The sequence below is a fragment of the Microbacterium sp. UCD-TDU genome (assembly GCF_000340625.1).
Lineage (GTDB): Bacteria > Actinomycetota > Actinomycetes > Actinomycetales > Microbacteriaceae > Microbacterium > Microbacterium maritypicum.
In genome coordinates, this window is sequence record NZ_AOSO01000005.1 from 307,648 (window position 1) to 330,269 (window position 22,622).

Annotated in this window: 18 protein-coding genes; 13 read left to right on the plus strand and 5 right to left on the minus strand. The window is 69.9% G+C overall.

Going from position 1 to position 22,622, the window contains the following annotated elements:
* Nucleotides 1–3 precede the first annotated feature (3 nt).
* The 7 genes from D514_RS21500 to D514_RS21525 all read left to right on the plus strand — a co-directional run bounded on the left by D514_RS21500 (nt 4) and on the right by D514_RS21525 (nt 8,143).
* Entirely contained in the window at nt 4–1,515 is a 1,512-nt protein-coding gene (locus D514_RS21500) for a DNA-3-methyladenine glycosylase 2 family protein (RefSeq protein ID WP_017828328.1), read from the plus strand.
* Complete coding sequence (locus D514_RS21505; protein ID WP_017828329.1) at nt 1,512–2,009, plus strand: methylated-DNA--[protein]-cysteine S-methyltransferase; 498 nt, start codon at nt 1,512–1,514, stop codon at nt 2,007–2,009. The genes D514_RS21500 and D514_RS21505 overlap by 4 nt, the downstream gene beginning before the upstream one ends.
* 79 nt (nt 2,010–2,088) lie before the next feature.
* Complete coding sequence (locus D514_RS21510; protein WP_017828330.1) at nt 2,089–3,138, plus strand: dipeptidase; 1,050 nt, start codon at nt 2,089–2,091, stop codon at nt 3,136–3,138.
* Nucleotides 3,139–3,193: 55 nt separating this feature from the next.
* On the plus strand, nt 3,194–3,349 hold the full coding sequence (locus tag D514_RS38820) for a hypothetical protein (RefSeq protein WP_157535648.1): 156 nt from the start codon (nt 3,194–3,196) through the stop codon (nt 3,347–3,349).
* A 102-nt stretch (nt 3,350–3,451) separates the two neighbouring features.
* On the plus strand, nt 3,452–5,383 hold the full coding sequence (locus D514_RS21515) for an ABC transporter ATP-binding protein (RefSeq protein ID WP_017828331.1): 1,932 nt from the start codon (nt 3,452–3,454) through the stop codon (nt 5,381–5,383).
* A complete protein-coding gene (locus tag D514_RS21520; protein ID WP_017828332.1) occupies nt 5,380–7,194 on the plus strand; it encodes an ABC transporter ATP-binding protein in 1,815 nt (604 codons plus the stop codon). Before D514_RS21515 ends, D514_RS21520 begins: the two co-directional genes overlap by 4 nt.
* Before the next feature lie 130 nt (nt 7,195–7,324).
* Nucleotides 7,325–8,143: a hypothetical protein gene (locus tag D514_RS21525; protein WP_017828333.1), complete on the plus strand. Its 819-nt coding sequence runs from the start codon at nt 7,325–7,327 to the stop codon at nt 8,141–8,143.
* Nucleotides 8,144–8,240: 97 nt separating this feature from the next.
* Here D514_RS21525 and D514_RS21530 read toward each other — a convergent pair whose 3' ends face one another.
* Complete coding sequence (locus D514_RS21530; protein WP_017828334.1) at nt 8,241–8,699, minus strand: GNAT family N-acetyltransferase; 459 nt, start codon at nt 8,697–8,699, stop codon at nt 8,241–8,243.
* A 176-nt stretch (nt 8,700–8,875) separates the two neighbouring features.
* Here D514_RS21530 and D514_RS21535 point away from each other — a divergent pair, with 176 nt between their 5' ends.
* Nucleotides 8,876–11,095 (plus strand): NADP-dependent isocitrate dehydrogenase, encoded by a 2,220-nt coding sequence (locus D514_RS21535; RefSeq protein ID WP_017828335.1) that lies wholly within the window; start codon nt 8,876–8,878, stop codon nt 11,093–11,095.
* Nucleotides 11,096–11,277: 182 nt separating this feature from the next.
* On the opposite strand, the gene D514_RS21540 is transcribed toward D514_RS21535, so the two are convergent.
* A complete protein-coding gene (locus D514_RS21540) occupies nt 11,278–12,765 on the minus strand; it encodes a L,D-transpeptidase (protein WP_236610893.1) in 1,488 nt (495 codons plus the stop codon).
* A 108-nt stretch (nt 12,766–12,873) separates the two neighbouring features.
* Complete coding sequence (locus D514_RS21545) at nt 12,874–13,278, minus strand: RidA family protein (RefSeq protein WP_017828337.1); 405 nt, start codon at nt 13,276–13,278, stop codon at nt 12,874–12,876.
* A gap of 25 nt (nt 13,279–13,303) precedes the next feature.
* On the opposite strand from D514_RS21545, the gene D514_RS21550 reads away from it, so the two are divergent.
* The 5 genes from D514_RS21550 (at nt 13,304) to nagB (ending at nt 20,832) form a co-directional block, all read left to right on the plus strand.
* The gene (locus D514_RS21550; RefSeq protein ID WP_081603825.1) at nt 13,304–14,521 is read left to right on the plus strand and encodes an alanine racemase; all 1,218 of its coding nucleotides are present in this window, start codon (nt 13,304–13,306) and stop codon (nt 14,519–14,521) included.
* Nucleotides 14,512–17,784: a family 20 glycosylhydrolase gene (locus D514_RS21555; RefSeq protein ID WP_017828339.1), complete on the plus strand. Its 3,273-nt coding sequence runs from the start codon at nt 14,512–14,514 to the stop codon at nt 17,782–17,784. The genes D514_RS21550 and D514_RS21555 overlap by 10 nt, the downstream gene beginning before the upstream one ends.
* A gap of 79 nt (nt 17,785–17,863) precedes the next feature.
* The gene (locus tag D514_RS21560; RefSeq protein ID WP_017828340.1) at nt 17,864–19,051 is read left to right on the plus strand and encodes an ROK family transcriptional regulator; all 1,188 of its coding nucleotides are present in this window, start codon (nt 17,864–17,866) and stop codon (nt 19,049–19,051) included.
* Between the two features lie 43 nt (nt 19,052–19,094).
* The gene (locus tag D514_RS21565) at nt 19,095–20,060 is read left to right on the plus strand and encodes an ROK family protein (protein ID WP_017828341.1); all 966 of its coding nucleotides are present in this window, start codon (nt 19,095–19,097) and stop codon (nt 20,058–20,060) included.
* A complete protein-coding gene (gene nagB, locus D514_RS21570) occupies nt 20,053–20,832 on the plus strand; it encodes a glucosamine-6-phosphate deaminase (protein WP_017828342.1) in 780 nt (259 codons plus the stop codon). The genes D514_RS21565 and nagB overlap by 8 nt, the downstream gene beginning before the upstream one ends.
* Before the next feature lie 25 nt (nt 20,833–20,857).
* Here the strand turns inward: nagB and D514_RS21575 are convergent, their stop codons facing one another.
* Both D514_RS21575 and D514_RS21580 read right to left on the minus strand, forming a co-directional pair.
* On the minus strand, nt 20,858–21,265 hold the full coding sequence (locus D514_RS21575; protein WP_017828343.1) for an NUDIX domain-containing protein: 408 nt from the start codon (nt 21,263–21,265) through the stop codon (nt 20,858–20,860).
* Nucleotides 21,258–22,622, minus strand: a complete 1,365-nt coding sequence (locus D514_RS21580) for an FAD-binding oxidoreductase (protein ID WP_017828344.1) — start codon at nt 22,620–22,622, stop codon at nt 21,258–21,260. Before D514_RS21580 ends, D514_RS21575 begins: the two co-directional genes overlap by 8 nt.

Consider the following 22,622-nt stretch of genomic DNA (forward strand, 5'->3'; position numbering starts at 1 on the left):
GGCATGACCTTCTCCGCGACCGGCTTCGACGAGCGCTACCGTGCGATCAGCGCACGCGACACCCGCTTCGACGGGCAGTTCGTGACGGCCGTGCGCTCGACCGGGATCTATTGCCGCCCGAGCTGTCCTGCACGCACGCCGAAACCGCAGAACGTGACGTTCTATCCCACGAGCGCCGCCGCGCATGAGGCCGGGTATCGGGCGTGCAAGCGCTGCCTGCCAGAAGCCGCGCCCGGCTCTCCGGCGTGGGACATCCGCGGCGACACCGCCGCGCGTGCGATGCGCCTGATCTCCGACGGCGTCGTCGAGCGCGAGGGCGTTCCGGGGTTGGCCGCGCGCCTGGGGTACTCCAGCAGGCACCTCACGCGCCTGCTCAGCACCGAGCTCGGCGCCGGCCCTCTGGCGTTGGCCAGGGCGCATCGAGCGCACACCGCGCGGATGCTGCTCGTGGGCACCGACATGCCCATCTCCGACGTCGCCTTCTCCGCCGGGTTCGCCAGCATCCGCCAGTGCAACGACACGATCCGCGAGGTCTTCGCCCTCACACCGGGTGAGCTCAGGGCACGCCGCCGGTCGCACGCGTCGGCGGCACCCGGCGCGATCGACCTCGTGCTGCCGTACCGAGGACCGCTCGACGCGAGCGGCATCTTCGCCTGGATGGCGGCGCGCGCCGTGCCCGGAATCGAGGAGGCCACGGTGACGTCGTTCTCCCGGTACCTGCGCATGTCGGGCGGTCCCGCCTGGTTCGAGGTGCGCCAGGACGAGGCGGCGCGCCTGCACCTGCGCGCCCGCGTCGCGCGGCTGGGCGACCTGGCCCCGCTGGTGTCGACGGTGCGGCGCATCTTCGACCTCGACGCCGACCCGCTCGCGATCGACGAGGCGCTCTGCGCGCACCCCGAGCTCGTGTCGCTCGTCGCCCGCACTCCGGGCATCCGCGTGCCGGGATCCGCCGATCCGCACGAGATGCTCATCCGTGCCATGGTCGGGCAGCAGATCACCGTGGTCGCCGCCCGCACGGCGCTCATCGCCCTCGCCGAGGCTCTCGGGGAGCGCACCGACAGCGGGCTGCTGTTCCCGACCATGACGGCGATCGCCGAGCGCGGTGCCGAGGTGCTGCGTGGACCCGCCGCCCGTATCCGTGCGATCACGGGCGCCGCAGCCGCTCTCGCCGACGGATCCCTGCGGCTGACGGTCGGCGACGACGGTGCCGAGCAGCGTGCCGCGCTGCTCGCGATGCCGGGCATCGGCCCCTGGACCGCCGACTACGTGCGCATGCGTGTGCTCGGCGATCCCGATGTGCTGCTGCCGGGTGACGTCGCACTGCGCGCCGGCGCGGCGGCGGCGGGCCTGCCCGGGGAGGCCCGAGCGCTCACGGCGTGGTCCGAGCGCACCGCACCGTGGCGCAGCTACCTCAGTGCGCACCTGTGGCGCGCCGCCCCGGTGCGCCCTGCCGCACGGCGGCGACCCGCATCCGCAGTACCTCGCGCGGACACGACCGTGAAGGAGAACTCATGACCGCCCTCATCCAGACCATCGCCACCCCCGACGGCGCCTTCACGGTGCTCGCCGACGACCGTCAGCGCGTGCTGTCCTCCGGATGGACGTCCGATGTCGAGACCGTTCTCGGACGGCTGCCGGCGGCGATCCGCCCCGAAGCACTCCGCGAGGCGGAGACGGATGCCGCAGCGGCGGCGCTCGCCTACTACGCCGGCGACCTGTCGGCCATCGACGACGTGGCTGTGAAGCAGATCGGGACGACGCTCCAAATCGCCGGCTGGTCGGCGCTCAGGGCGATCGAGCCCGGCGCTCCGCTCACGTACACGAGCTTCGCGGCGAGATTGGGCAGCCCTCGCGCCGTGCGGGCGGCGGCATCCATCTGTGCCCGCAACGCGCCCGCGCTGTTCGTGCCCTGCCATCGCGTGCTGCGTACCGACGGCAGCCTCGGCGGATTCGCCTGGGGTCTCGACGTCAAGGAAAGCCTGCTCGCCAGGGAGAGCGCCGGCGTTTGAGTCGCGCGTACCACGACGGGTTGTCGTCATGGTGCCCGTCGACGAAGCATCCGCACCGACGCGGCCATAGGCTCATCCCGTGACCGCCAACGATGCACTCGCCCTCCACCGCCGCGCCGTCGTCGCCGACGCGCACAACGACCTGCTGTGCTCGGTGGCCACCCGCCCCTCGGATGAGTGGTCGGACTACTTCCGTGCGCAGTGGCTCCCGCAGCTGCAGGAGGGCGGTGTGGACCTTCAGGTCCTGCCCGTGTTCATCGACGACGTGTACCGCCCGGAGGGGGCACTGCGTCGCACCATGCGCATGATCGAAGCCGCCCACCGGCTGGCGGAGGGCAACGCGGACGCCGTCGGGCTGTGCCTGGACGGCGATGACATCGACCGCGTGATCGGCGAAGGGCGCATCGCGCTGGTGCTCGCCCTGGAGGGGATGCCCGGAATCGCCGATGACGTCGAGCTGTTGGAGACCGTGCATCGCCTCGGGATCCGGATCGGCGCGGTCGCGCACTTCGGACGCAGCGCCTTCGCCGACGGCAGCGGCGAAGACGCCGCAGGCAGCAGGCTCACCCGCACGGGAATCCGGGCGCTCGCGGAGATGGAGCGCGTCGGCATGATCTTCGACATCAGCCATCTCGGAACGGGCGGAGTCGACCACGTGCTCGAGATCGCCACACGACCCGTCATGGCCACGCATTCCTCGGCGCGTGCGCTGTTCGACCACCACCGCAACCTGACCGACGCGCAGATCGCCGGGGTCGCGGAGAGCGGGGGAGTCGTGTGCGTCAACTTCTTCGCGCCCTACCTGCACGAGAGCGCCTACACGATCGACACCCTGATCGACCACTTCGAGCGGGTGGTGTCGGTCGCCGGGATCGCGCACGTCGGGATGGGGCCGGACTTCGTCCGCGAGGTGATCGCGGACACGACGGCCCCGTGCTGCGTGCAGACGACGATCGAGGGAGTCCCCGCCGACCGGTACCTCCCGGGACTCGAGGGCCCGACCGGGCTTCCGCTCGTGACCGAGGCTCTGCTGCGTCGCGGCTGGCCGGAGGCGGACATCCTCGCCGTGCTGGGCGGCAACCTGCAGCGCTTCCTCCGGTCGGAGCTCGCCGCCACCGCCGGCGCCTGAGCGTCGAGAGGCCGCGGTCCTCGCGATCTCGACGATCTCGGTGCAGGAATCGGGAATGACTCTTGCTTTCAGCTGGTTCACAGCAATAGGCTGGTGGGCTGTCGCGCCAACCGGACGACATCGCCGAGCCCCTGAGGAGGACACCATGACCACGATCGCCATCGCGCGGATCGCAGCTCTCGGCTCGACCACGGCGCGTCCGCTCTCCTAGAGCCACCCCGCCCCTTCTTCGTCGGATGCCGGACTCTGTGAGTCCGCTCTCGCATCCGTCCCCTTCCGCACCCGCTGTTCATACGAAACTCGTCTGAGAGACATGTCTTCCTCGCCTTCCGCGCAGAACCCCTCGCCGTCATCGACCCTTTCCACTCCGGCCGCACTGTGGCGCCTGAAGCCCTTCGTGAAGCCCGTCATCTGGCGGCTCGCCGGCGGTGCCGCCAGCGCGCTCATCGCCGCCGTCATCGCCCTGATGATCCCGATCGTGCTCGAGCAGATCATCAGCGGTCCGGTCTACTCCGGTGATCTCAGCGCCATCGTCTGGGGCGCCGTCGCCGTCTTCGCCCTCGCTCTCGGCGAGGCGCTGATGGTCTGGCTGCGTCGCCAGTTCGTGCTCAACCCCTCGACCGAGGTCGAGTACAAGATGCGCACCGAGCTCTACTCGCGCCTGCAGACCCTTCCGGTGTCGTTCCACGACAGGTGGGGCTCCGGTCAGCTGCTCAGCCGCATGATGCAGGACATCGGTCTCATCCGCCGCTGGCTCGCGTTCGGCCTCGTGCTGCTCGTGGTCAACATCCTCACGATCATCATCGGATCCGTGCTGCTGTTCCGGTGGCACTGGCTGCTGGGCACCATCTTCCTGGTGACGGCGATCCCGCTGTGGATCCGCGGGTACCTGTTCGAGAAGCGCTACGGCGCCCTCACCCGTCGCAGCCAGGATCAGGCCGGTGACCTCGCCACCAGCGTCGAGGAGAGCGTGCACGGCATCCGCGTGCTCAAGGCGTTCGGGCGCGGCAAGCACGCCCTCAGCCGCTTCAGCCGTCAGGCCGAGACCCTGCGCGAGACCGAGATGAGCAAGGCCGGCGCGATCGCGTCGATCTGGTTCTGGCTCGACCTCATGCCGCAGATCGCGTTCGGTCTGAGCCTGATGTCGGGCATCTGGCTGATCTCGGTGGGACAGATCGACGAGGCGCAGCTGTTCGCGTTCTTCGCGATGGCGGTCGTGCTGCGCTGGCCCATCGAGTCGATCGGCTTCCTGTTCTCGTTCATGCTCGACGCCCGCACGGCGACCGACCGCGTGTTCGACATCTTCTCGGAGACCAACACCATCACCGACCCGGAGAACCCGGTGCACATCGAGAACCCCCGCGGGGAGCTCGCGTTCGAGAACGCGCACTTCCGCTACCAGGATGCGGGCGCCCACGAGCGCGATCTGCTCGACGGCATCGACCTGGTGCTGCGCCCCGGTGAGACCATGGCGCTGGTCGGACTCACCGGCAGCGGCAAGACCACCCTCACCACGCTGCCCACGCGTCTGTACGACGTGACCGGTGGCAGGGTCACGCTCGACGGCGTCGATGTGCGCGACCTTCCGCTCGCGGAACTCCGGCAGCACATCGCGATGGCGTTCGAGGACGCGACGCTGTTCTCGGCGACGGTCCGGGAGAACGTGCTCCTCGGCCGTGCCGAGCTCGATGTGCACAGCGAGGAGGGGGAGCGGGTGCTGCGCGAAGCCCTCGACGTCGCCCAGGCGTCGTTCGTCGATGCGCTGCCCGACGGCGTAGAGACGGTCATCGGCGAGGAGGGGCTCAGCCTCTCCGGCGGCCAGCGTCAGCGACTGGCCCTCGCTCGCGCGGTGGCGGCGAACCCGAAGGTGCTCGTCCTCGACGACCCGCTGTCGGCGCTCGACGTCGACACCGAGGCTCTCGTCGAGGAGGCCCTTCGCCACGTGCTCGCCGACACCACGGCCATGATCGTCGCGCACCGGCCCTCGACCGTGGCGCTCGCAGACCGCGTCGCCCTGCTCGAAGCCGGTCGCGTGACGGCGGTGGGCACGCACTCCGAGCTGCTGAAGACGAGCCGGCACTACCGCCACGTCATCTCCAGCCTGGAGGCGGAGGAGGCGGCGCGCACCGGGACGATCCCGGTGATCCGCGATGAACAGGCCGAGATCGACGAAGAGGTCCAGGAGGGCCTCGGCATGCGAGCCGCCGACGAAGACCCGATCACCGAGAAGGAGGTGCAGCGATGAGCTCCGCCATCACCGGAACCCAGAACGAGGACCGTTCCGAATACACCCGTGACGAGAGCAGGGAGATCCGTCGTCGGTCCCTCCGACTGCTCGGATCCCTGGTCAGCCCTCTGAAGCCGCGGATCGTGCTGGCCGCCGCGGTGCTGGTCGTGTCGACCGCTCTGCAGGTCGCCGGCCCCATCCTCATCAGCATCGGCCTCGACCGCGCGCTGCCTGCGGCCATCGACCGAGCCGACTGGATGCCGACGTTCATGATCGGCGGCATCTACCTGCTGGCGGGAGCGCTGGCCGCCGTCCTGATCGCCTGGTACGTGATCATCGCTGCCAAGCTCACCCAGGCGGTGCTGCTCGATCTGCGCAAGCGCATCTTCCTGCACACCCAGCGCCTCAGCCTGGAGTTCCACGAGTCGTACACGTCTGGTCGCATCATCTCGCGCCAGACGAGTGACCTCGACTCGATCAAGGAACTCTTGGACGGCGGCCTGAACGAGCTCGTCTCCGGTGTGCTCTTCGGCCTGTTCACCTTCATCGCCCTGTGCGTGTGGGACTGGCAGTCCGGACTCATCCTCGCGATCGGCGGAGTGCCGCTGTTCTTCCTGATGAAGTGGTTCTACTCGCGCTCGCAGCTCGTCTACCGCGAGTCGCGCGTGATCAGTGCCAAGGTGATCGTGCAGTTCGTCGAGACGATGACCGGCATCCGCGCCGTGAAGGCGTTCCGCAAGGAGCCCCGCAACGACAAGGCGTTCCAGGAGATCGCGGGCGAGTACCGGGATGTCAACCGTCGCTCGATGCTGCTGTTCGGTACGTTCGAGCCCGGACTCATGGGCGTGGCCGCGCTGGTGCTCGGCATCGTCGTGCTGTGGGGCGGCATCCGCGTCTCCGAGGGGGCGCTCACGGTCGGTGTGCTGCTGTCCGCCGTGCTGTACGTGCGCAACTTCTTCGCTCCGATGCAGGAGATCGCCATGTTCCTGAACTCCTACCAGTCGGCGACGGCTGCGCTGGAGAAGGTGTCGGGCGTGCTCGAAGAGGTGCCGACGGTTCCGGACCCCGAGAAGCCGGTCGACCTGTGGGAGTCGCGCGGACACATCGAGTTCGACGAGGTGACCTTCGGCTACAGCGGCGAGAAGACGATCCTTCCGAACTTCTCGCTCGACATCCCGGCAGGGCAGACGATCGCCCTGGTGGGAACGACCGGTGCCGGCAAGTCGACGCTCGCCAAGCTCATCTCGCGCTTCTACGATCCCTCCGAAGGGCGGGTGACGCTCGACGGGGTCGATCTGCGCTCGCTGCACCCGAAGGATCTCCGTCGCGCGATCGTCATGGTCACGCAGGAGGCCTACCTGTTCAGTGGGACCGTCGCCGACAACATCGCCCTCGGCAAGCCGGAGGCGACGCTCGACGAGATCAAGGCCGCGGCACGCGCGGTGGGGGCTGACGGCTTCATCTCATCGCTGCCGGACGGCTACGGCACCGATGTGAACAAGCGCGGTGGACGGGTGTCGGCCGGCCAGCGCCAGCTCATCTCCTTCGCCAGGGCGTTCCTCGCCGACCCCGCGGTGCTGATCCTCGACGAGGCCACGGCATCGTTGGACATCCCGTCGGAGCGTCTGATCCAGGATGCGCTGCAGACGCTCCTCAAGGACCGGACGGCGATCATCATCGCGCATCGCCTGTCGACGGTCGCGATCGCCGACCGGGTGCTGGTGATGGAGCACGGCCGCATCATCGAGGACGACACCCCCGCCGCGCTCATCAGCGGCACCGGGAAGTTCGCGCAGCTGCACGCAGCCTGGCAGGAGACGCTCGTCTGACCACTTGCTCTACCGCTGCGGCCATGCCCGACCTCGCCGGTGCGCGCGGGGCCTTCATGGCCGCAGCGGTCGAGGGTGGGCGAACACCCGGGGATGAGCGTCGAGCGCGGCGCGTGGGTAGCATCGAGGTATGGACCCGTTGCTGCTCGTCGCCGAGTGGTGGTGGATCGCGCCGACTGCGGTCGCCGCGGGGACGGTGGGTGTGATGGGAATACGTCGTCGCAACAGCACGGTCAGCGGACGCCGCCTCGCGGTCGACGCGGCACGTCACGACCTCAGGGAGGCGCAGCTGGCTGCGGCCGAGCGGCGCACCGCGTGGAAGATCGCGCGTGCCGACCTGGCTCGCGTCACCGCCGAGCGGGCAGCCCAGCGTGCGACCGCCGAACAGGTGGCGGGAGCGCGACGGATGCTCAAGGAGCGCGAGCGCGATGCGAAGGCCGCCTCGGCCGATGTGCGCGCGCGTCAGGTCCGCCTCAACGCCGCGAGAGCCGCGGTGCCCTCGGCTTCGGAGCCTCGCCCCCTGGAGCGCCTGCACGCCGCGCATGAGGCCGTGACCGCCCGGTGGATGCGGTACGAGACCGATCCCGCCCTGCAGATCTCCTATCCGGCGATGACCGATGTGAAGCGTCCGGAGACGGCGGCATACCTCCGCGTGGCAGGTCACGCGGCAGAGATGCGCCGGGCGGCAGCCGGGCGCATCACCCCGGCGGAGTTCGCCGCCTATCGCGATGCCGTCGCCGACCTGGAGCGCGCCTTCGAGGCGGCAGAGCACGCGGCCAAGGTGCAGGCAGGGGAGGCGCCGGAGACGGCGGCGTGGCAGGACGCCGCGCAGGACATGCTCAACCGTTCGGCCGAAGCGATCGATCGGGCCGCCGGCGCTGCCGCCGCGGCGCTGTCGTCGTGGACGAGCCGGCGCAAGCCCGGTGGCAAGCCGGACGATCGCCCCTGACACCAGGAGCGCGACGGCGTGAGAGCGCTCCGCTCGATCACCGTGAAGGGCGACGAGGTCTCGATGGGGGAGGGGATTCGAGACCCCGCCGCCCGGTCTAGGTCGTGACGCGGATCTCGGCGATGACCTCGCCGTAGGCGGTCTCGCCCACGGGAGTGAAGCCGACGCGGTGGAAGAAGGTCTCCGGCCCGCCCTCGCCGGCCTCGTAGATCACGTTGACGTGGTCGACGCCGCGTTCGCGGGCTTCGTCGACGAGCGCCTCGACGGCGAACCGGCCGACACCGCGCCCCTGGTCGTCGGCGTCGACGTTGATGCGCCACAGCACGGAGCGGAAGTGCTCCTCCGGTGCCTCGGCGTCGAAGTTGGCGCTCACGAAGCCGACGACCTCGTTGCGATCCAGGATCACCCGCTGCCAGGAGGTCTGCGGGTTGATGACGGTCGCTGCGATCCCGTACGAGACCGGAGCGAGGAACTGCTCCTGTCCGGGCTTGAGCGACAGGTTGTTCACGGCGACGATCGTCGCAGCGGAGAGTTCGACCATGCGCAGTTCGGACATGGACCAAGGCTAACCCCTCCGGGCCCACTGGACACGTTTCAGGGGAACATTTCGCCGTGCTGTGGCCGTTCGTCGACATCCGAACGGCCATCGGTCGCAGGCCGGGGCCACGGCGTCAGACCTGCTCAGGTATCTTGGTATCGAGACAAATAGCCCCGTGAACGGAGAACCTCCCGGTGACCGACGACGCCATCATCTACACGCACACAGACGAGGCACCGGCGCTCGCCACCGCCTCGTTCCTTCCGATCATCCAGGCATACACCGGCCAGGCCGGCATCGAAGTCGAGACCCGCGACATCTCGCTGGCCGGCCGCATCCTCGCCGCCTTCCCGCAGAAGCTCACCCCGGAGCAGCAGGTGGGCGACTCGCTCGCCGAGCTCGGCGGTCTCGCCACGCTCCCCGAGGCGAACATCATCAAGCTGCCGAACATCTCGGCCTCCATCCCGCAGCTGAAGGGGGCGATCGCCGAGCTCCAGAAGCAGGGATACGACATCCCCGACTTCCCGGACGAGCCGTCCTCCCTCGAGGAGAAGGACGTTCGCGCGCGCTATGACCGCATCAAGGGCTCCGCCGTGAACCCGGTGCTGCGCGAGGGCAACAGCGACCGTCGTGCCCCGCTCGCGGTGAAGAACTACGCCAGGAAGCACCCGCACCGCAACAAGCCGTTCGCCGCGGGATCCAAGACCCGCGTGGCGACACTCGGCCACGATGACTTCAAGCACAACGAGCGCTCCTGGGTCGCCGCCCACGACGACGTGCTGAGCTTCCGCCACACGGCGCACGACGGCACGGTCACCGTGCTGAAGGAAGGCCTCAAGGTCCTGCCGCGCGAGATCATCGACGCGACGTTCCTCTCGGCCAAGGAGCTCGACGCCTTCCTCGCAGAGACGCTCGCCCAGGCCAAGGCCGACGACGTGCTGTACTCGGTGCATCTCAAGGCGACCATGATGAAGGTCAGCGACCCGATCATCTTCGGTCACGTCGTGAAGGCGTTCTTCGCCGACGTGTTCGCGCAGTACGGTGACAAGCTCGCCGCCGCCGGACTCAGCGCCAACGACGGTCTCGGCTCGATCCTCTCGGGTCTGGCGAACGTCGCGGACGGCGCGGAGATCGCCGCCGCCTTCGACAAGGCCATCGCCGAGGGACCGCGTCTGTCGTACGTGAACTCCGACAAGGGCACCACGAACCTGCACGTGCCGAGCGATGTGATCGTCGACGCGTCGATGCCCGCACTCGTTCGCAACGGCGGCAAACTCTGGGGCAAGGAGGGCGAAGAGGCGGACACGCTCGCCGTCATCCCCGACTCGTCGTACGCGGGCGTCTACCAGGCCGTGATCGACGACGTGATCGCGAACGGCCCGCTGGACCCGGCGACCATCGGCACCGTCCCCAACGTGGGGCTCATGGCGCAGGCGGCCGAGGAGTACGGCAGCCACGACAAGACCTTCGAGATCGCCGCAGACGGCATCGTGCAGGTCCTCGACGGTGAGGGGACCGTGCTCATCGAGCACACGGTCGGCAAGGGCGACATCTGGCGCGCGACGCAGACCAAGCACATCCCGGTGATGGACTGGGTCAAGCTCGCGGTGACCCGCGCCAGGGCGACCGGCGACCCCGCCGTGTTCTGGCTCGACGCGAACCGCTCGCACGACGCGCAGATCATCGCCAAGGTGCACCAGGGTCTCGCGACGCTCGACACCAAGGGCCTCACGATCACGATCCTCGCGCCCGAGGAGGCCACGCGCTACACGCTCGCACGCATGCGCCACGGGCTCGACACGATCTCGGTCACCGGCAACGTGCTGCGCGACTACCTGACCGATCTGTTCCCCATCCTCGAGGTCGGCACGAGCGCCAAGATGCTCTCGATCGTGCCGCTGCTCGCGGGCGGCGGGCTGTTCGAGACCGGCGCGGGCGGTTCCGCCCCCAAGCACGTGCAGCAGCTGGTCGAGGAGAACTACCTGCGCTGGGACTCGCTCGGCGAGTTCTTCGCTCTGGCCGCGTCGCTCGAGCACTTCGCCGACCGCACGGGCAACGACAAGGCCCGTGTGCTCGCCGAGACGCTGGATGCCGCCACCGGAACCTTCCTCGAGGAGGACCGTTCGCCCGGCCGTGCCCTGGGTACGATCGACAACCGCGGCAGCCACTTCTATCTGGGCCTGTACTGGGCGCAGGAGCTGGCGAAGCAGACGAAGGACGCCGAGCTCGCCGCCGCCTTCGCGCCGATCGCCGCCACGCTGGCGCAGAACGAGGAGACCATCGTCTCCGAGCTCAACGCGGTACAGGGCACGCCGGTCGAGATCGGCGGCTACTACCGTCCGGACGACGCGCTGGTCGAGGCCGTCATGCGTCCCTCCGCGACACTGAACGGCATCGTCGACGCGCTGCGCTGACATGAGAGAAGGGGGCGGATGCTGCGGCATCCGCCCCCTTCTTCGTACCCGGGCGGCTCCGGGAGACGGCCTGGTGCCATCGGCGAAGGGCGCACCGGCCTCGGAACCGTGCCGCCGTCACGAGCGCCACTGGACGGAGCTCTCGTCCCACCGCTCACAGGACGGCGGGGAAGGAGCGTTCGTCAGTAGTGGACGGCGACCTCGAGGCCCTTGGGAGACCAGTCGTAGACGTACTTGGCGAGGTCGATCGGCAGGTTGACGCAGCCGTGACTCATGCGCTGGCCGAAGTTGTTGTGCCAGTAGGTGCCGTGGAATCCGATGTTCGGAGCGAACCACGTGATCCAGGGCACGTCTTTCGTGCAGTACGGGGCGCCCTCGTAGCAGCCCATGTCCTGGATGCGCGTGTGCGCGAAGACCTTGAAGTTGCCGGTGGGAGTCAGTGTTCCCGGGAGGCCGGTGGAGACGGCCCAGGAGTTCACGACCTCGTTGTTCTCGTAGAGGACGGCCCGCTGCGAGCTCAGGTTGATGTCGATGCGGCGGAACAGGCTCACCGTCTCGAACGGGGTCTCGGTGACCGTGAGGGCGAACGTGCCGTCGCCGGCCGCGAGCTTGTCGGCGAACTGGTCCGCGATGTCCGAGGTGTCGCCGAGAGCGCGGCCCGCGACGCCCTCCTGCTCCGCGCGGAGCACGTTTCCGGCGGAATCGACGATGTTGGTCGCGTTGACCGGAGCACGGTCCACGAGAGCGGGAAGACCGTCGACGGTGGCCTGGATCGCCTGCGGGTCGGCCTCGATGCGCAGCTGGCCGTCGTCGTCGACGACCGAGAGCCAGGACGCGGCGACGGCGGGATCGACAGGAACGGTGCGCTCCTCGCCGACGTAGAAGCCGACGGCCGGGAGCATCGTGTTGAGCGTGGACGCGGTGGCCGTGGCGTCGTCGTCGGAGACGGCGGGCTGAGCCGTGGCGGCGTCGCCCGAGTACTCGAGCGTGGTGCGGCCTTCGCCGACCGCCTCGGTGAAGGCGGCGTTGAGGCCGGCGACGTCGATCCCTGTACCGGTCTCCGACGGGGTGATGACGAAGGTGCCGCTGGCAACGTCGAAGACCACGCCGGCGTCCACGGGGTCGTCGAAGCTCGTCGGCACGGCGGCGCGCAGTGCCGCGGTCGCCTTCGCGGAATCGAACGCGATCTCGGCCGGTACGGGGTCGCCCATCCAGGCTCCGAGGTTCCAGAGCGGGTGCTCGGCGAAGGCCGTGTCGGCGAGAGCCGTCGCGTCGACGCTCACACCGAGGTCGGTGCCGGTCAGCACGGTGCCCTCTCCTTCACCGGTGAGGGTGACCTCGGTCTCGGCGAGGTGGGCGTTGATGGCGTCGGCCGCGGCGCCCGGGGTCATCCATCCCACGGGGATGCCCGCGACCGTGGTGCCGGGCGCGATGAGGATCATCGAGGCCGCGCCCGCACCGATCGCGATGACGCCGAGCCCCAGACCGATCCAGAGGCCGAGGCGGCGCTTCTTGGGCGACGGTTCGATGGGTGCCCAGGCGAGGGGCTGTTCGCCGGTGGACGGCGGGACGGTCTCCGTGGGAGCTCCCGTCGGTGCGAGTACTGCGGTGGGCGCGGAGTCATGTCTGTGCGCCTCGGCTGCGCCCGGCGCAGAAATCAGATCGGTCACGAACTTCACCCCCCGGCTCTCAAACGTGTCCTGACGTTCAATGGTACGGGATGGGAGGTAACGGGGAGGCAACGGTCCGTGATAACGTGCCTCCCCGCGTCAGGCCCGTCAGTCGATGATGGCGATGCCGTCGATCTCGACCAGCATCTCCTCGCGCGGCAGACCGGTGAAGACGGTGGTGCGCGAGGGCAGGACCCCATTCGTGGTGTGCGCGGTCACGAAGGCGCCGTAGGCGTCGTTCATGATCGGGAAGTCCTCGCGCTTGGTCAGGTAGACGCGCAGCATCACCACGTCGTCGAACGTCGCACCGGATGCCTCGACGATCGCCTTCACGTTCTCCAGGGTGCGGGTCGTCTGGGCGGCGACGTCGCCGGGGAACAGGTACTCGTTCGTCTTCGGGTCGACGGGGCCCTGGCCGGACACCTGCACGAACGGGCCCTTGCGGATCCCCTGCGAGAAGGTGTGGGCGGGGGCGGGAGCGGCGTCGGTGGAAACTCGGATCTTCGCGGTCATGCCGCCAGCCTAGTAGCCTTGTTAGATGCCTCTACAAATTCCGGATCCCGTTCTCGGCGCCTGGACGAAGGGCTTCCCGGCGCGTGCTGCGGGCCTTCGACTCTCGGAGGTGGCCGACGCCGATCTGCACCTCTCCGACCTGGTCACCCCGGTGTTGACGGTGCACGAAGACGCCCTCGCCCACAACGAGGAGACCGTCCTCGCCTGGGCACGGGAGCAGGGGGTGCTGCTCGCTCCGCACGGCAAGACCACCATGGCCCCCGCGCTGTGGCAGCGGCTGCTCGACGCCGGTGCCTGGGGGATCTCGGTCGCGACACCCTGGCAGGCCGAGGTGGCCATCGACGCCGGCGTCTCGACCGTGCTGATCGCCAACGCGGTCACGGACCCGGCTGCGGTGCGGCGGCTGGGGGAGCTGCTCGCCGCCGATGAGGGACTGCGCGTGCTGTGCTGGGCGGACTCGCTCGCAGGCATCGCGATCCTCGCGAAGGAGATGCGCGACGCCGCACGGCCGCTGGATGTGCTGGTCGAACTCGGTGGGGCGCACGGTCGTACCGGCGCGCGCACCGTGGAGGAGGGAGTGCGGATCGCGCAGGCCCTCTCCGCCGCGCCCGGCCTGCGGCTCGCGGGTGTCACGGGATACGAAGGACCGTTCGGTCCGGACCGCAGCGAGGCCTCCGTCGCCGCCGTCGATGCGTACCTGCGAACACTCGTCGAACTGCACACGCGCCTGGACTATCCCGACGATGTGCGCCCGGTGCTCAGCGCCGGCGGCAGCTCCTTCCCCGATCGCGCCGCAGCGGTGCTCTCCGAGGCGGGCGCCGAGGCCGATGTCGTGCTGCGCTCCGGTGCCTTCCAGATCCACGACGACGGCTTCTACTCCCGGATGTCGCCGTTCGGCCCGCTCACCGGGACCGCGCCGCTCCGTTCGGCGATGCACGCCTGGTCACGGGTGGTGTCCCAGCCGGAGGACGGCCTCGCGCTGCTCGATGCGGGCCGACGCGACGTGCCGTTCGACCTCGACCTGCCTGCTCCGCAGAGCGTCGCGGGCGAAGTCACCGCGCTGAACGATCAGCACGCTTTCCTGCGTCTCGCGGACGATGCGACGGTCGCCGTCGGCGATGTCGTGCGGCTGGGACTCTCGCACCCGTGCACGGCCTTCGACAAGTGGCGGGTGGTCGCGGTGATCGACGACCCCGATGCCGCCGACCCCCGGGTGATCGGAGCGGTGGCGACATGCTTCTGAGCGCGCACAAGGCTGCGGCCGGGCTCGTACGGGTCTATCGCGAAGCCACCGTCATCGACGGCACGGGGGCGCCGCGGTACGTCGCCGACGTCGCGGTGGAGGGGGCGAGAGTCGTCGCGATCCTCCCCGACGGTGTGGAAGGGGCAGAACTCGAACTCCCCGACGGCGCCGTGGAGATCGCGGCCTCCGGGCTCGTGCTGGCCCCGGGTTTCATCGACATGCACGCGCACAGCGAACTCGCCGTGCTGAGCGGTGCAGCCCACGACGCGAAGATCCGCCAGGGCGTCACGACCGAGGTGCTCGGCCAGGACGGCCTCGGCTACGCACCCCTCGATGATGCCGCGGCCGCCGTCATCCCGGCGCAGATCGCCGGGTGGAACGGGATGCCTGAACGAGCGCCATGGCGGACGATGGACGATCTGCTCGCGGCGATCGACGTCGCGGCTGTCGCGAACGCCGCGGTCCTCGTCCCGCAGGGGAATCTGCGGATGATGGTCGTCGGTCATGAGAACCGTCCCGCGACGCCGACCGAGATCTCGGCGATGGCCGATCTGCTGGGGGAGGCACTGGATGCGGGAGCGTTCGGCATGTCGAGCGGCCTCACCTACACCCCGGGGATGTACGCCGACACGGCGGAGCTCGAAGCCCTGTGCCGCGTCGTCGCCGACCGCGGCGGATACTGGGCGCCGCACACACGCAGCTACGGGGGAGCCGCACTCGAGGCGTATCGGGAGGCGCTCGAGATCGGACGTCGGACCGGCTGCCCGGTGCATCTCACCCACGCCACCATGAACTTCGCCCCGAACCGGGGTCGCGCGCACGAGCTGCTGGCCCTGATCGATGAGGCGATCGCGGACGGCGTGGACGTGACGCTGGACACCTATCCCTACCTTCCCGGCGCCACCACGCTCTCCGCGCTGCTGCCGAGTCGGCTGGCGGCTGGCGGCGATCTGCTGGGCGCCATCGCCGCCCTCGACGCCACGGGCAGGGAAGCCGTGCGCGTGGAACTCGAGGAGCTCGGCTGCGACGGTTTCCACGGTGAGAAGGCCGATTGGACGCAGATCCAGATCTCCGGCACGGCGAACCCCGCCCTCGCCGCTCTCGTCGGACGCTCGATCGCCGAGATCTCGACCACGACCGGTCGCCGTGCCGTCGATGTGGTGCTCGACACGATCCTCGAGGACGCCGGCGCCACCGGCATCCTCATGCACATCGGGGATGAGGAGAACGTCCGCGCGATCATGCGCCACCCGCAGCACTCGGGCGGCAGCGACGGGATCCTGATCGGCGCCCGGCCGCACCCGCGGGGGCGCGGCACGTTCCCGCGGTACCTCGGGCACTATGTGCGGGAGCTCGGCATCCTCACCTGGGAGGAGGCCGTCCGTCACCTGGCCGGGACTCCGGCGAGGCGGCTGGGCCTGGATCGCGGAGACGCTCCCCGCGGAATCGTCAGACCGGGAGCGACCGCCGACCTGGTGCTGTTCGACCCGGAGACCATCGCAGCGGGGGCGACGTTCGAGACGCCTCTCACCGCCCCGAGCGGCATCGTGGAGGTGCTGGTCGGCGGCGTGCCGGTGGTGTCGGACGGCGACGTGACCGGCCTCACCCCCGGGCGTGCGCTGCGGATGCCGCCGCCTGCGCACCGCGCGACGGTGCCTCGTGTCGAGGCTGTCATCGATCCGGCCCTCCCCGCCTTCGTATGGACGGCCCGGACGCCGATCCTCGCCTCTGCCGATCTCGCCGCCTCCGCGGCGCGCCTGGGCGGCGGCGGGGGAGGGGGCGACGCCGAGCTGCCCCCGATCCGTCTGTGCGTGGACGAGACCCTCGGCGCGGAGGCCGCAGCGGCGGGCCGTATCGCCGATGAAGCCTTCCGCGTGAGCGTGAGCGGCTCGGGCATCGAGGTCAGGGGTGCGAGTCCGGTCGGAGTGTTCCGGGGCGTCACCGCGCTGCGACAGCTCAGGGACCCCGAGGCTTCGACGGCGGTCATCCCCGCCGGTGTCTGGGAGGGGGCGCCCGCGTACAGCTGGCGCGGGACGATGCTCGACGTCGCCAGGCACTTCCGCACGGTCGACGACGTCCGCCGTCTGATCGATCTGCTCGCCGACCATCACCTCAACGTCCTGCATCTGCACCTCACCGACGATCAGGGCTGGCGCTTCGAGGTGCCGGGCTTCCCCCGGCTCACCGAGGTGGGTGCGCGCCGCGAGGCGACGCAGCTCGGGCACGGGCCGCTCTCGACGGTCGAGGCCGGCCTGCACGAGGGCTTCTACACCACCGCGCAGCTGCGAGAGCTCGTCGCCTACGCGCGTGCGCGATTCGTGACCCTGGTGCCCGAGGTCGAGCTTCCCGGGCACATCCAGGCGGGTCTGGCGGCCTACCCCGAACTCGGCAACGTCGATGTCGGGGAGCCGATCCTCTCCGCCTGGGAGCGCTTCGGGGTGAACCCCCGCACCCTCGCTCCGACGGATGCCGCCCTGGCGTTCGGGCGGGCGGCGATCGATGCCCTGTGCGACGTGTTCGACTCGGAGTGGATCGGGATCGGCGGCGACGAGGTGCCGGTGACCGAGTGGGCCCAGAGCCCCGCGGCCGCCGAGCGGATGCGACAGCTCGGGCTCGACACTCCGCACGATGTGCAGCCGTGGTTCACGGAGCATTTCGTCGCGCACGTCCGTGCCCGCGGTCGCGTCGCCCTCGCCTGGGACGAGGTCCTCGAGGGGGATGTCCCCGAGGGGGTACGCATCCTCGCGTGGCGTGGTCCCGCCGCGATGCGCGAGGCGCTCCGCCGTGGAATCGAGGTCGTGGCGTGCCCCGATCTCGAGGTGTATCTCGACTACCCGCAGTCGGACTCGGAGGAGGAGCCGATCAGGGTCGGTCCGCCGCTGTCGATCGAGCGCGCCTACACGTTCCGCATCGAGGACGGCGCGGTCGGGGGGCAGGCGAACGTGTGGAGCGAGCATCTGCCGTCCAGGGATCGCGTCGATTTCGCGATGTTCCCGCGCCTCTCGGCGATCGCCGAGAGGCTCTGGGAGGGCGGGGACCCCGCGCCGTATGCGGACTTCGGGCGGCGTCTGCCGACGCACCTGCGCCGGCTCGCCGCGGCCGGGGTGCGGTATCGTCCCCTTGACGGGCCGGAGCCCGGACAGCGCCGCCCCGGCGTGCCGGGCAAGCCGCTCACGATCGAGGCTCGGGAGCAGATCGTCGCGGGGCTCGTGGAGCGTCTCATCGAGCGCTCGAAAACGGTCGTCACCGACGACCGGAAGTAATGTAACGTTTCGGTAACCCTCCTCGCGCGTCCGCGAGCAGAGGTTGCGCAAATTTTGTTCGTAAGGTCTACTAACAAACATGTCCGTTTCGGATGAACAGCGTTCCGCATCGCCGTCAGAGTACGTCGGTGCGAATGCGCACGCCTTCGGCCCAGGGCGCCACCTGCGCTCGCGATCCAAGGTGCTGCCCGAGCACGCGCGCGGTCACAACCGCGCCCTGGTGCTGCAGACCTTGTACCACGCAGGGGCGATGAGTCGCGCCGACCTCTCCCGGGAGACGGGGCTCACCCGGGTCACCATCTCCGACCTGGTCGCCGAGTTCATCGCCGACGGCATCGTCATCGAGATGGGTGTGCGCGAGGCCGTCGGCCCTGGCAAGCCGCCCATCCTCATCGACATCGATCGGTTCGGTCACCAGATCGTCGGTCTCGACCTCTCCGGACCCGACGCGTTCACCGGCGCGGTGCTGAGCCTCGACGGCGACGTGCTCGAACGACGTGCGGTGCCGCGTCCGCAGTCGCCCGACGGCGAGGCGGCGTACGCATCCCTTCGGGAGCTCGCGCAGACCCTGGTCGCCGCATCCACCCAACCGCTGCTCGGCGTGGGTATCGGCACCCCGGGCGTCGTGCGCCCTGACGGCCTCGTCCTCAGCTCTCCCAACCTCGGCTGGACGAACTTCCCGCTCGAGGAGAAGCTCGGCGTCGATCTCGACCTGCCCGTGCTCGCGCGCAACGACGCCAACGCGGCGGTGCTCGCCGAGTACACCTTCGGCGATGCGAAAGCCGACTTCATGCTCATCAAGATCGGCAAGGGCGTCGGGGCCGGCCTCATCACCGGCAGCCAGCCTCTGCTGGGTAGCCGCTTCGCGGCGGGCGAGATCGGGCACGTGGTCGTCGGAACCGACGGCGGACCCCGCTGCGCGTGCGGAAAGGACGGCTGTCTCGAGGCGTGGCTCAGCGTCAGCCGCCTCGGTGCGGCGATCGCGGCGGAACCCGATACGCGCGACGAGATCCTCCGCGATGCCGGAACGCGCATGGCGATCGCCATCGCTCCGATCGTCGCGGCCCTCGACCTCTCCGAAGTCGTGCTCTCCGGACCTGCCGATCTGCTCGACGGCGTCCTGATCGATGCGGCGATCGAGACTCTGCACGCTCGCACCCTCGAGGGTGTGTTCGAAGACGTCGTGGTGCGCCTGACGCACCAGGAGGACATCGTCCTGCGGGGAGCCGCGGTCATGGTGCTCTCCGGGCAGCTCGGAGTGTCGTGATCGTCACCTCCTCCCGCACCGGCACGACGGGCAGCGGCATCCGATGACGGGTGCAGACACGGCCGACCGCTCCGGTCGGCAGGTTCGAGTGGGCCTGGACGTCGGCGGCACCAAGATCGACGCGGTGGCCGTCGACCCCTCCGGTCACATCCGCGGACGACTGCGACGACCCACCGGATGGGGCGATGACGCCGTCGTCGAGAGCATCGTGATGGCCGTTACGGCCCTCGCCGACGAGAGCGGATTCCCCCTCGCCGACGTCGGCTCCGTCGGCATCGGCATCCCGGGGCTCGTCGACGCCGAGGCCGGTCGGGTGGATCACGCGGTCAACCTCGGCGTGGAGTCCCTGGACCTCGCCGAGAAGGCCGAACGCGCGCTCGGCGTGCCCTTCCGGGTGGAGAACGACGTGAAGGCCGCAGCCCTCGGCGCTGCGGTGCTGAGCGGGATCGCCGGCTCCATGGCGTATCTGAACCTCGGAACGGGCGTCGCCGCCGGCATCGTGATCGACGGGCGCATCTGGCGTGGCGCCCGGGGAACAGCCGGCGAGGTCGGTCACCTCTCCGTCGACCCGCACGGACGCCTGTGCGGCTGCGGACAACACGGATGCGTCGAGACCTTCTGCGGCGGCGGTGCTCTGGCCAAGGCCTGGGGACGCCCTGGCGCGCTGCCGATCAGGGACATCTTCGACGCGGCGGAGGCCGGCGATCCGCTGGCCCTCTCGCTTCGCGACGACCTGTACCACGGCGCCGCAGCCGCCGTGCGCGTGCTCGTGCTCTCCGCCGACGTCGAGACGGTGGTCATCGGGGGAGGGCTCACGGCTCTCGGCGACCGGCTCGAGAACGGCATCCGCGCGGCCCTGCACGCCGGCGCCGAGGCGTCACCGTTCATGCGGTCGCTCCGCTTGGATGAGAGAATCGAACTGCTCCCGGCGGGGTCTCCCGCCGCCGCATTCGGCGCCGCACTGGTCGGCGCCTCCATCACCGAGAAGGAGATCGTTCCGCATGGCTGAGGTCGTCATCGTCGAGAATGCCGAGGCCGCCGGCGCTTTGGTCGCCACCGAGATCGTGGAGCTGATCGCCCGTCGTCCCGACGCGGTCCTCGGCCTCGCGACCGGGTCGACCCCGCTGCCGGTGTACCAGGCGCTCCGCTCCCAGCTCGCGGGGCGCGACGTCTCGCAGGTGCGCGGCTTCGCCCTCGACGAATACGTCGGCATCGACCCCGCGCACCCGGAGAGCTACCGCTCCGTCATCACGCGTGAGGTCGTCGAGCCGCTCGGACTCGACCCGCAGCGCATCCATGTCCCCAACGGCGCGCAGGCGACGATCCAGCACGCCGGCGACGACTACGAAGCAGCGATCGCCGCCGCAGGCGGTGTCGACCTGCAGATCCTCGGCATCGGCACGGACGGGCACATCGGCTTCAACGAGCCCGGATCGTCCTTCGCATCGCGCACTCGCGTGAAGACGCTCACGGAGCAGACCCGCGAGGACAACGCCCGCTTCTTCGACTCGATCGACGACGTGCCCATGCACTGCATCACGCAGGGGCTCGGGACGATCCTGAAGGCGCGTCACCTCGTGCTGCTCGCCTTCGGCGAGGGGAAGGCCGCAGCCGTCGCCGGCGCGGTCGAGGGGCCGCTCACGGCGCTGCTGCCCGGTTCCGCGATCCAGCTGCACCCGCACGCGACGATCGTGGTCGATGAAGCCGCAGCTTCGCGCCTCGCGCTCGCGGACTACTACCGCTACACGTTCGCGAACAAGCCTTCCTGGCAGGGCATCTGACACCTGCCCGACGCCCGGCCCGCGTTCAGCCCGCCGACGCGGGCCAGGCGATCGGGAGCAGGTGCTCGAGGCTCAGGGGCGCCAGCGGGAGTGTGGCGATGTCGTCCGGGGTGATCCAGCGCAGTTCGGCGAGCTCGGCTTGCACGGTGACCGCCCGGGGGTCGACGGACGTCGCGAACGCTTCGGCGACGACGCGGTGACCCGGCTCGTTCGCGGCCGCCGACACGAAAGAGCCCAGCGGCTGGAGATCGTCCTCGTCGAGCTCCAGCCCCAGCTCTTCGTGGAGCTCGCGGATCAGCGTCTGCGCCGCAGACTCGCCGGCTTCGGGCTTGCCGCCCGGCTGCATGAACATGCTCGTGCCCTGCTTGCGGACCACGAGCACTCGTCCGGCCTCGTCGACGATCACGGCCGCGCTCACATGGATGTCAGGCATCGAGGCTGAACACCTTTCCGGGGTTGAGGATGCCGAGGGGATCGAACACGGCGGCGATCTGACGCTGAAGCTGCCATTGGTCATCGCCCAGCTCGTCGGCGAGCCATCGGCGTTTCAGGACGCCGATGCCGTGCTCGCCCGTCAGGGTGCCCCCGAGGCGGATCGCGGCGCGGAAGAGATCATCGGCCGCCGCCCAGACGTGCGGCGGGGTCTCCGGCCCGTCGAAGATGAAGTTCGGATGCAGATTGCCGTCGCCGGCGTGGGCGACCGTCGGGATGGTGATGCCGTACTCGCGTTCGATGCGTGCGATCTCGTCGAACATCGCCGGCATGGCGCTGCGGGGCACCGACACGTCTTCGATCAGCGTCGTTCCCAGCGAGGCCATCGCCGCGTGCATCGACCGCCGGATGGCGAGGAGGCGCTCGCCCTCGACACGGTCATGGGAGACGACAGTGTCGCCGTCGTGAGCGCGCAGGATCGCGGCGATCGTGTCCGCCTCTTCAGCGGCAGCCGGCCCATCGGTCTGGATGGTCAGCTGGGCCGTGCCCGCAGACGGGACCGGGAGGGCGAGCAGGGCGTGCACGGCAGCGAGGCTGGCGGCATCCATCAGCTCCATGATCGCCGGCTGCACACCCGCCGCCGTCACGGCGGCGGAGGCTGCGGCAGCGCTGCGCACCCCGGGGAAGGTCGCGGTGACGGTGCACGTCTCGCCGGGCACGAGCCTGCGCAGCTTGAGGGTGGCTGCGACCACGACGCCCAGTGTGCCCTCCGAGCCGACGACCAAGGCGGTGAGATCCAGGCCGGTCACACCTTTGACGCTGCGGTGACCGAGGTGCAGCAGCCGGCCGTCGGCGAGGACGAGATCGACGCCGAGCACAGCGTCCCGCACCACTCCGTACTTGGCGCACAGCAGACCGCCGGCGCCCGTGGCGATGTTGCCGCCGACGGTGGAGATGTCGCGGCTGGCGGGATCCGGAGCCCACCAGAGGCCGTGCCTGGCGAGTTCGGCATTGAGGTCGGCGTTCAGGATGCCCGGTTCGACGACGGCGAGCAGGTCGTCCGGGCGGATCTCGCTGATCGCGGTCATCCGCCGCAGCGACAGCACGATCTCGCCGGCCCCGGCGTTCGCGGCTCCGGCGAGACCGGTACCGGCACCGCGAACCACGACCGGTGTGCGCGTGGCCGTCGCGATGCGCATGGTCTGCTGCACGTCTTCGACACGCTCGGCGTGGACGACGGCGAGAGGTCGCCCCGCAGCGGCGTGGCCGGAACGATCTGCTCTGGCCTCCTCGAGCGACGCCTCATCGGTGTCGACGAGCGCGCCGAGGGACTCCTGCAGGAGTGCCAGGACGCTCAC

Coding starts and splice junctions, on each gene's coding strand:
- D514_RS21500 (WP_017828328.1), top strand. CDS start 4: ATGACCTTCTCCGCGACCGGCTTCGACGAGCGCTACCGTGCGATCAGC.
- D514_RS21505 (WP_017828329.1), top strand. CDS start 1,512: ATGACCGCCCTCATCCAGACCATCGCCACCCCCGACGGCGCCTTCACG.
- D514_RS38820 (WP_157535648.1), top strand. CDS start 3,194: ATGACTCTTGCTTTCAGCTGGTTCACAGCAATAGGCTGGTGGGCTGTC.
- D514_RS21515 (WP_017828331.1), top strand. CDS start 3,452: ATGTCTTCCTCGCCTTCCGCGCAGAACCCCTCGCCGTCATCGACCCTT.
- D514_RS21520 (WP_017828332.1), top strand. CDS start 5,380: ATGAGCTCCGCCATCACCGGAACCCAGAACGAGGACCGTTCCGAATAC.
- D514_RS21525 (WP_017828333.1), top strand. CDS start 7,325: ATGGACCCGTTGCTGCTCGTCGCCGAGTGGTGGTGGATCGCGCCGACT.
- D514_RS21530 (WP_017828334.1), bottom strand. CDS start 8,699: ATGTCCGAACTGCGCATGGTCGAACTCTCCGCTGCGACGATCGTCGCC.
- D514_RS21545 (WP_017828337.1), bottom strand. CDS start 13,278: ATGACCGCGAAGATCCGAGTTTCCACCGACGCCGCTCCCGCCCCCGCC.
- D514_RS21550 (WP_081603825.1), top strand. CDS start 13,304: ATGCCTCTACAAATTCCGGATCCCGTTCTCGGCGCCTGGACGAAGGGC.
- D514_RS21555 (WP_017828339.1), top strand. CDS start 14,512: ATGCTTCTGAGCGCGCACAAGGCTGCGGCCGGGCTCGTACGGGTCTAT.
- D514_RS21560 (WP_017828340.1), top strand. CDS start 17,864: ATGTCCGTTTCGGATGAACAGCGTTCCGCATCGCCGTCAGAGTACGTC.
- D514_RS21565 (WP_017828341.1), top strand. CDS start 19,095: ATGACGGGTGCAGACACGGCCGACCGCTCCGGTCGGCAGGTTCGAGTG.
- nagB (WP_017828342.1), top strand. CDS start 20,053: ATGGCTGAGGTCGTCATCGTCGAGAATGCCGAGGCCGCCGGCGCTTTG.
- D514_RS21575 (WP_017828343.1), bottom strand. CDS start 21,265: ATGCCTGACATCCATGTGAGCGCGGCCGTGATCGTCGACGAGGCCGGA.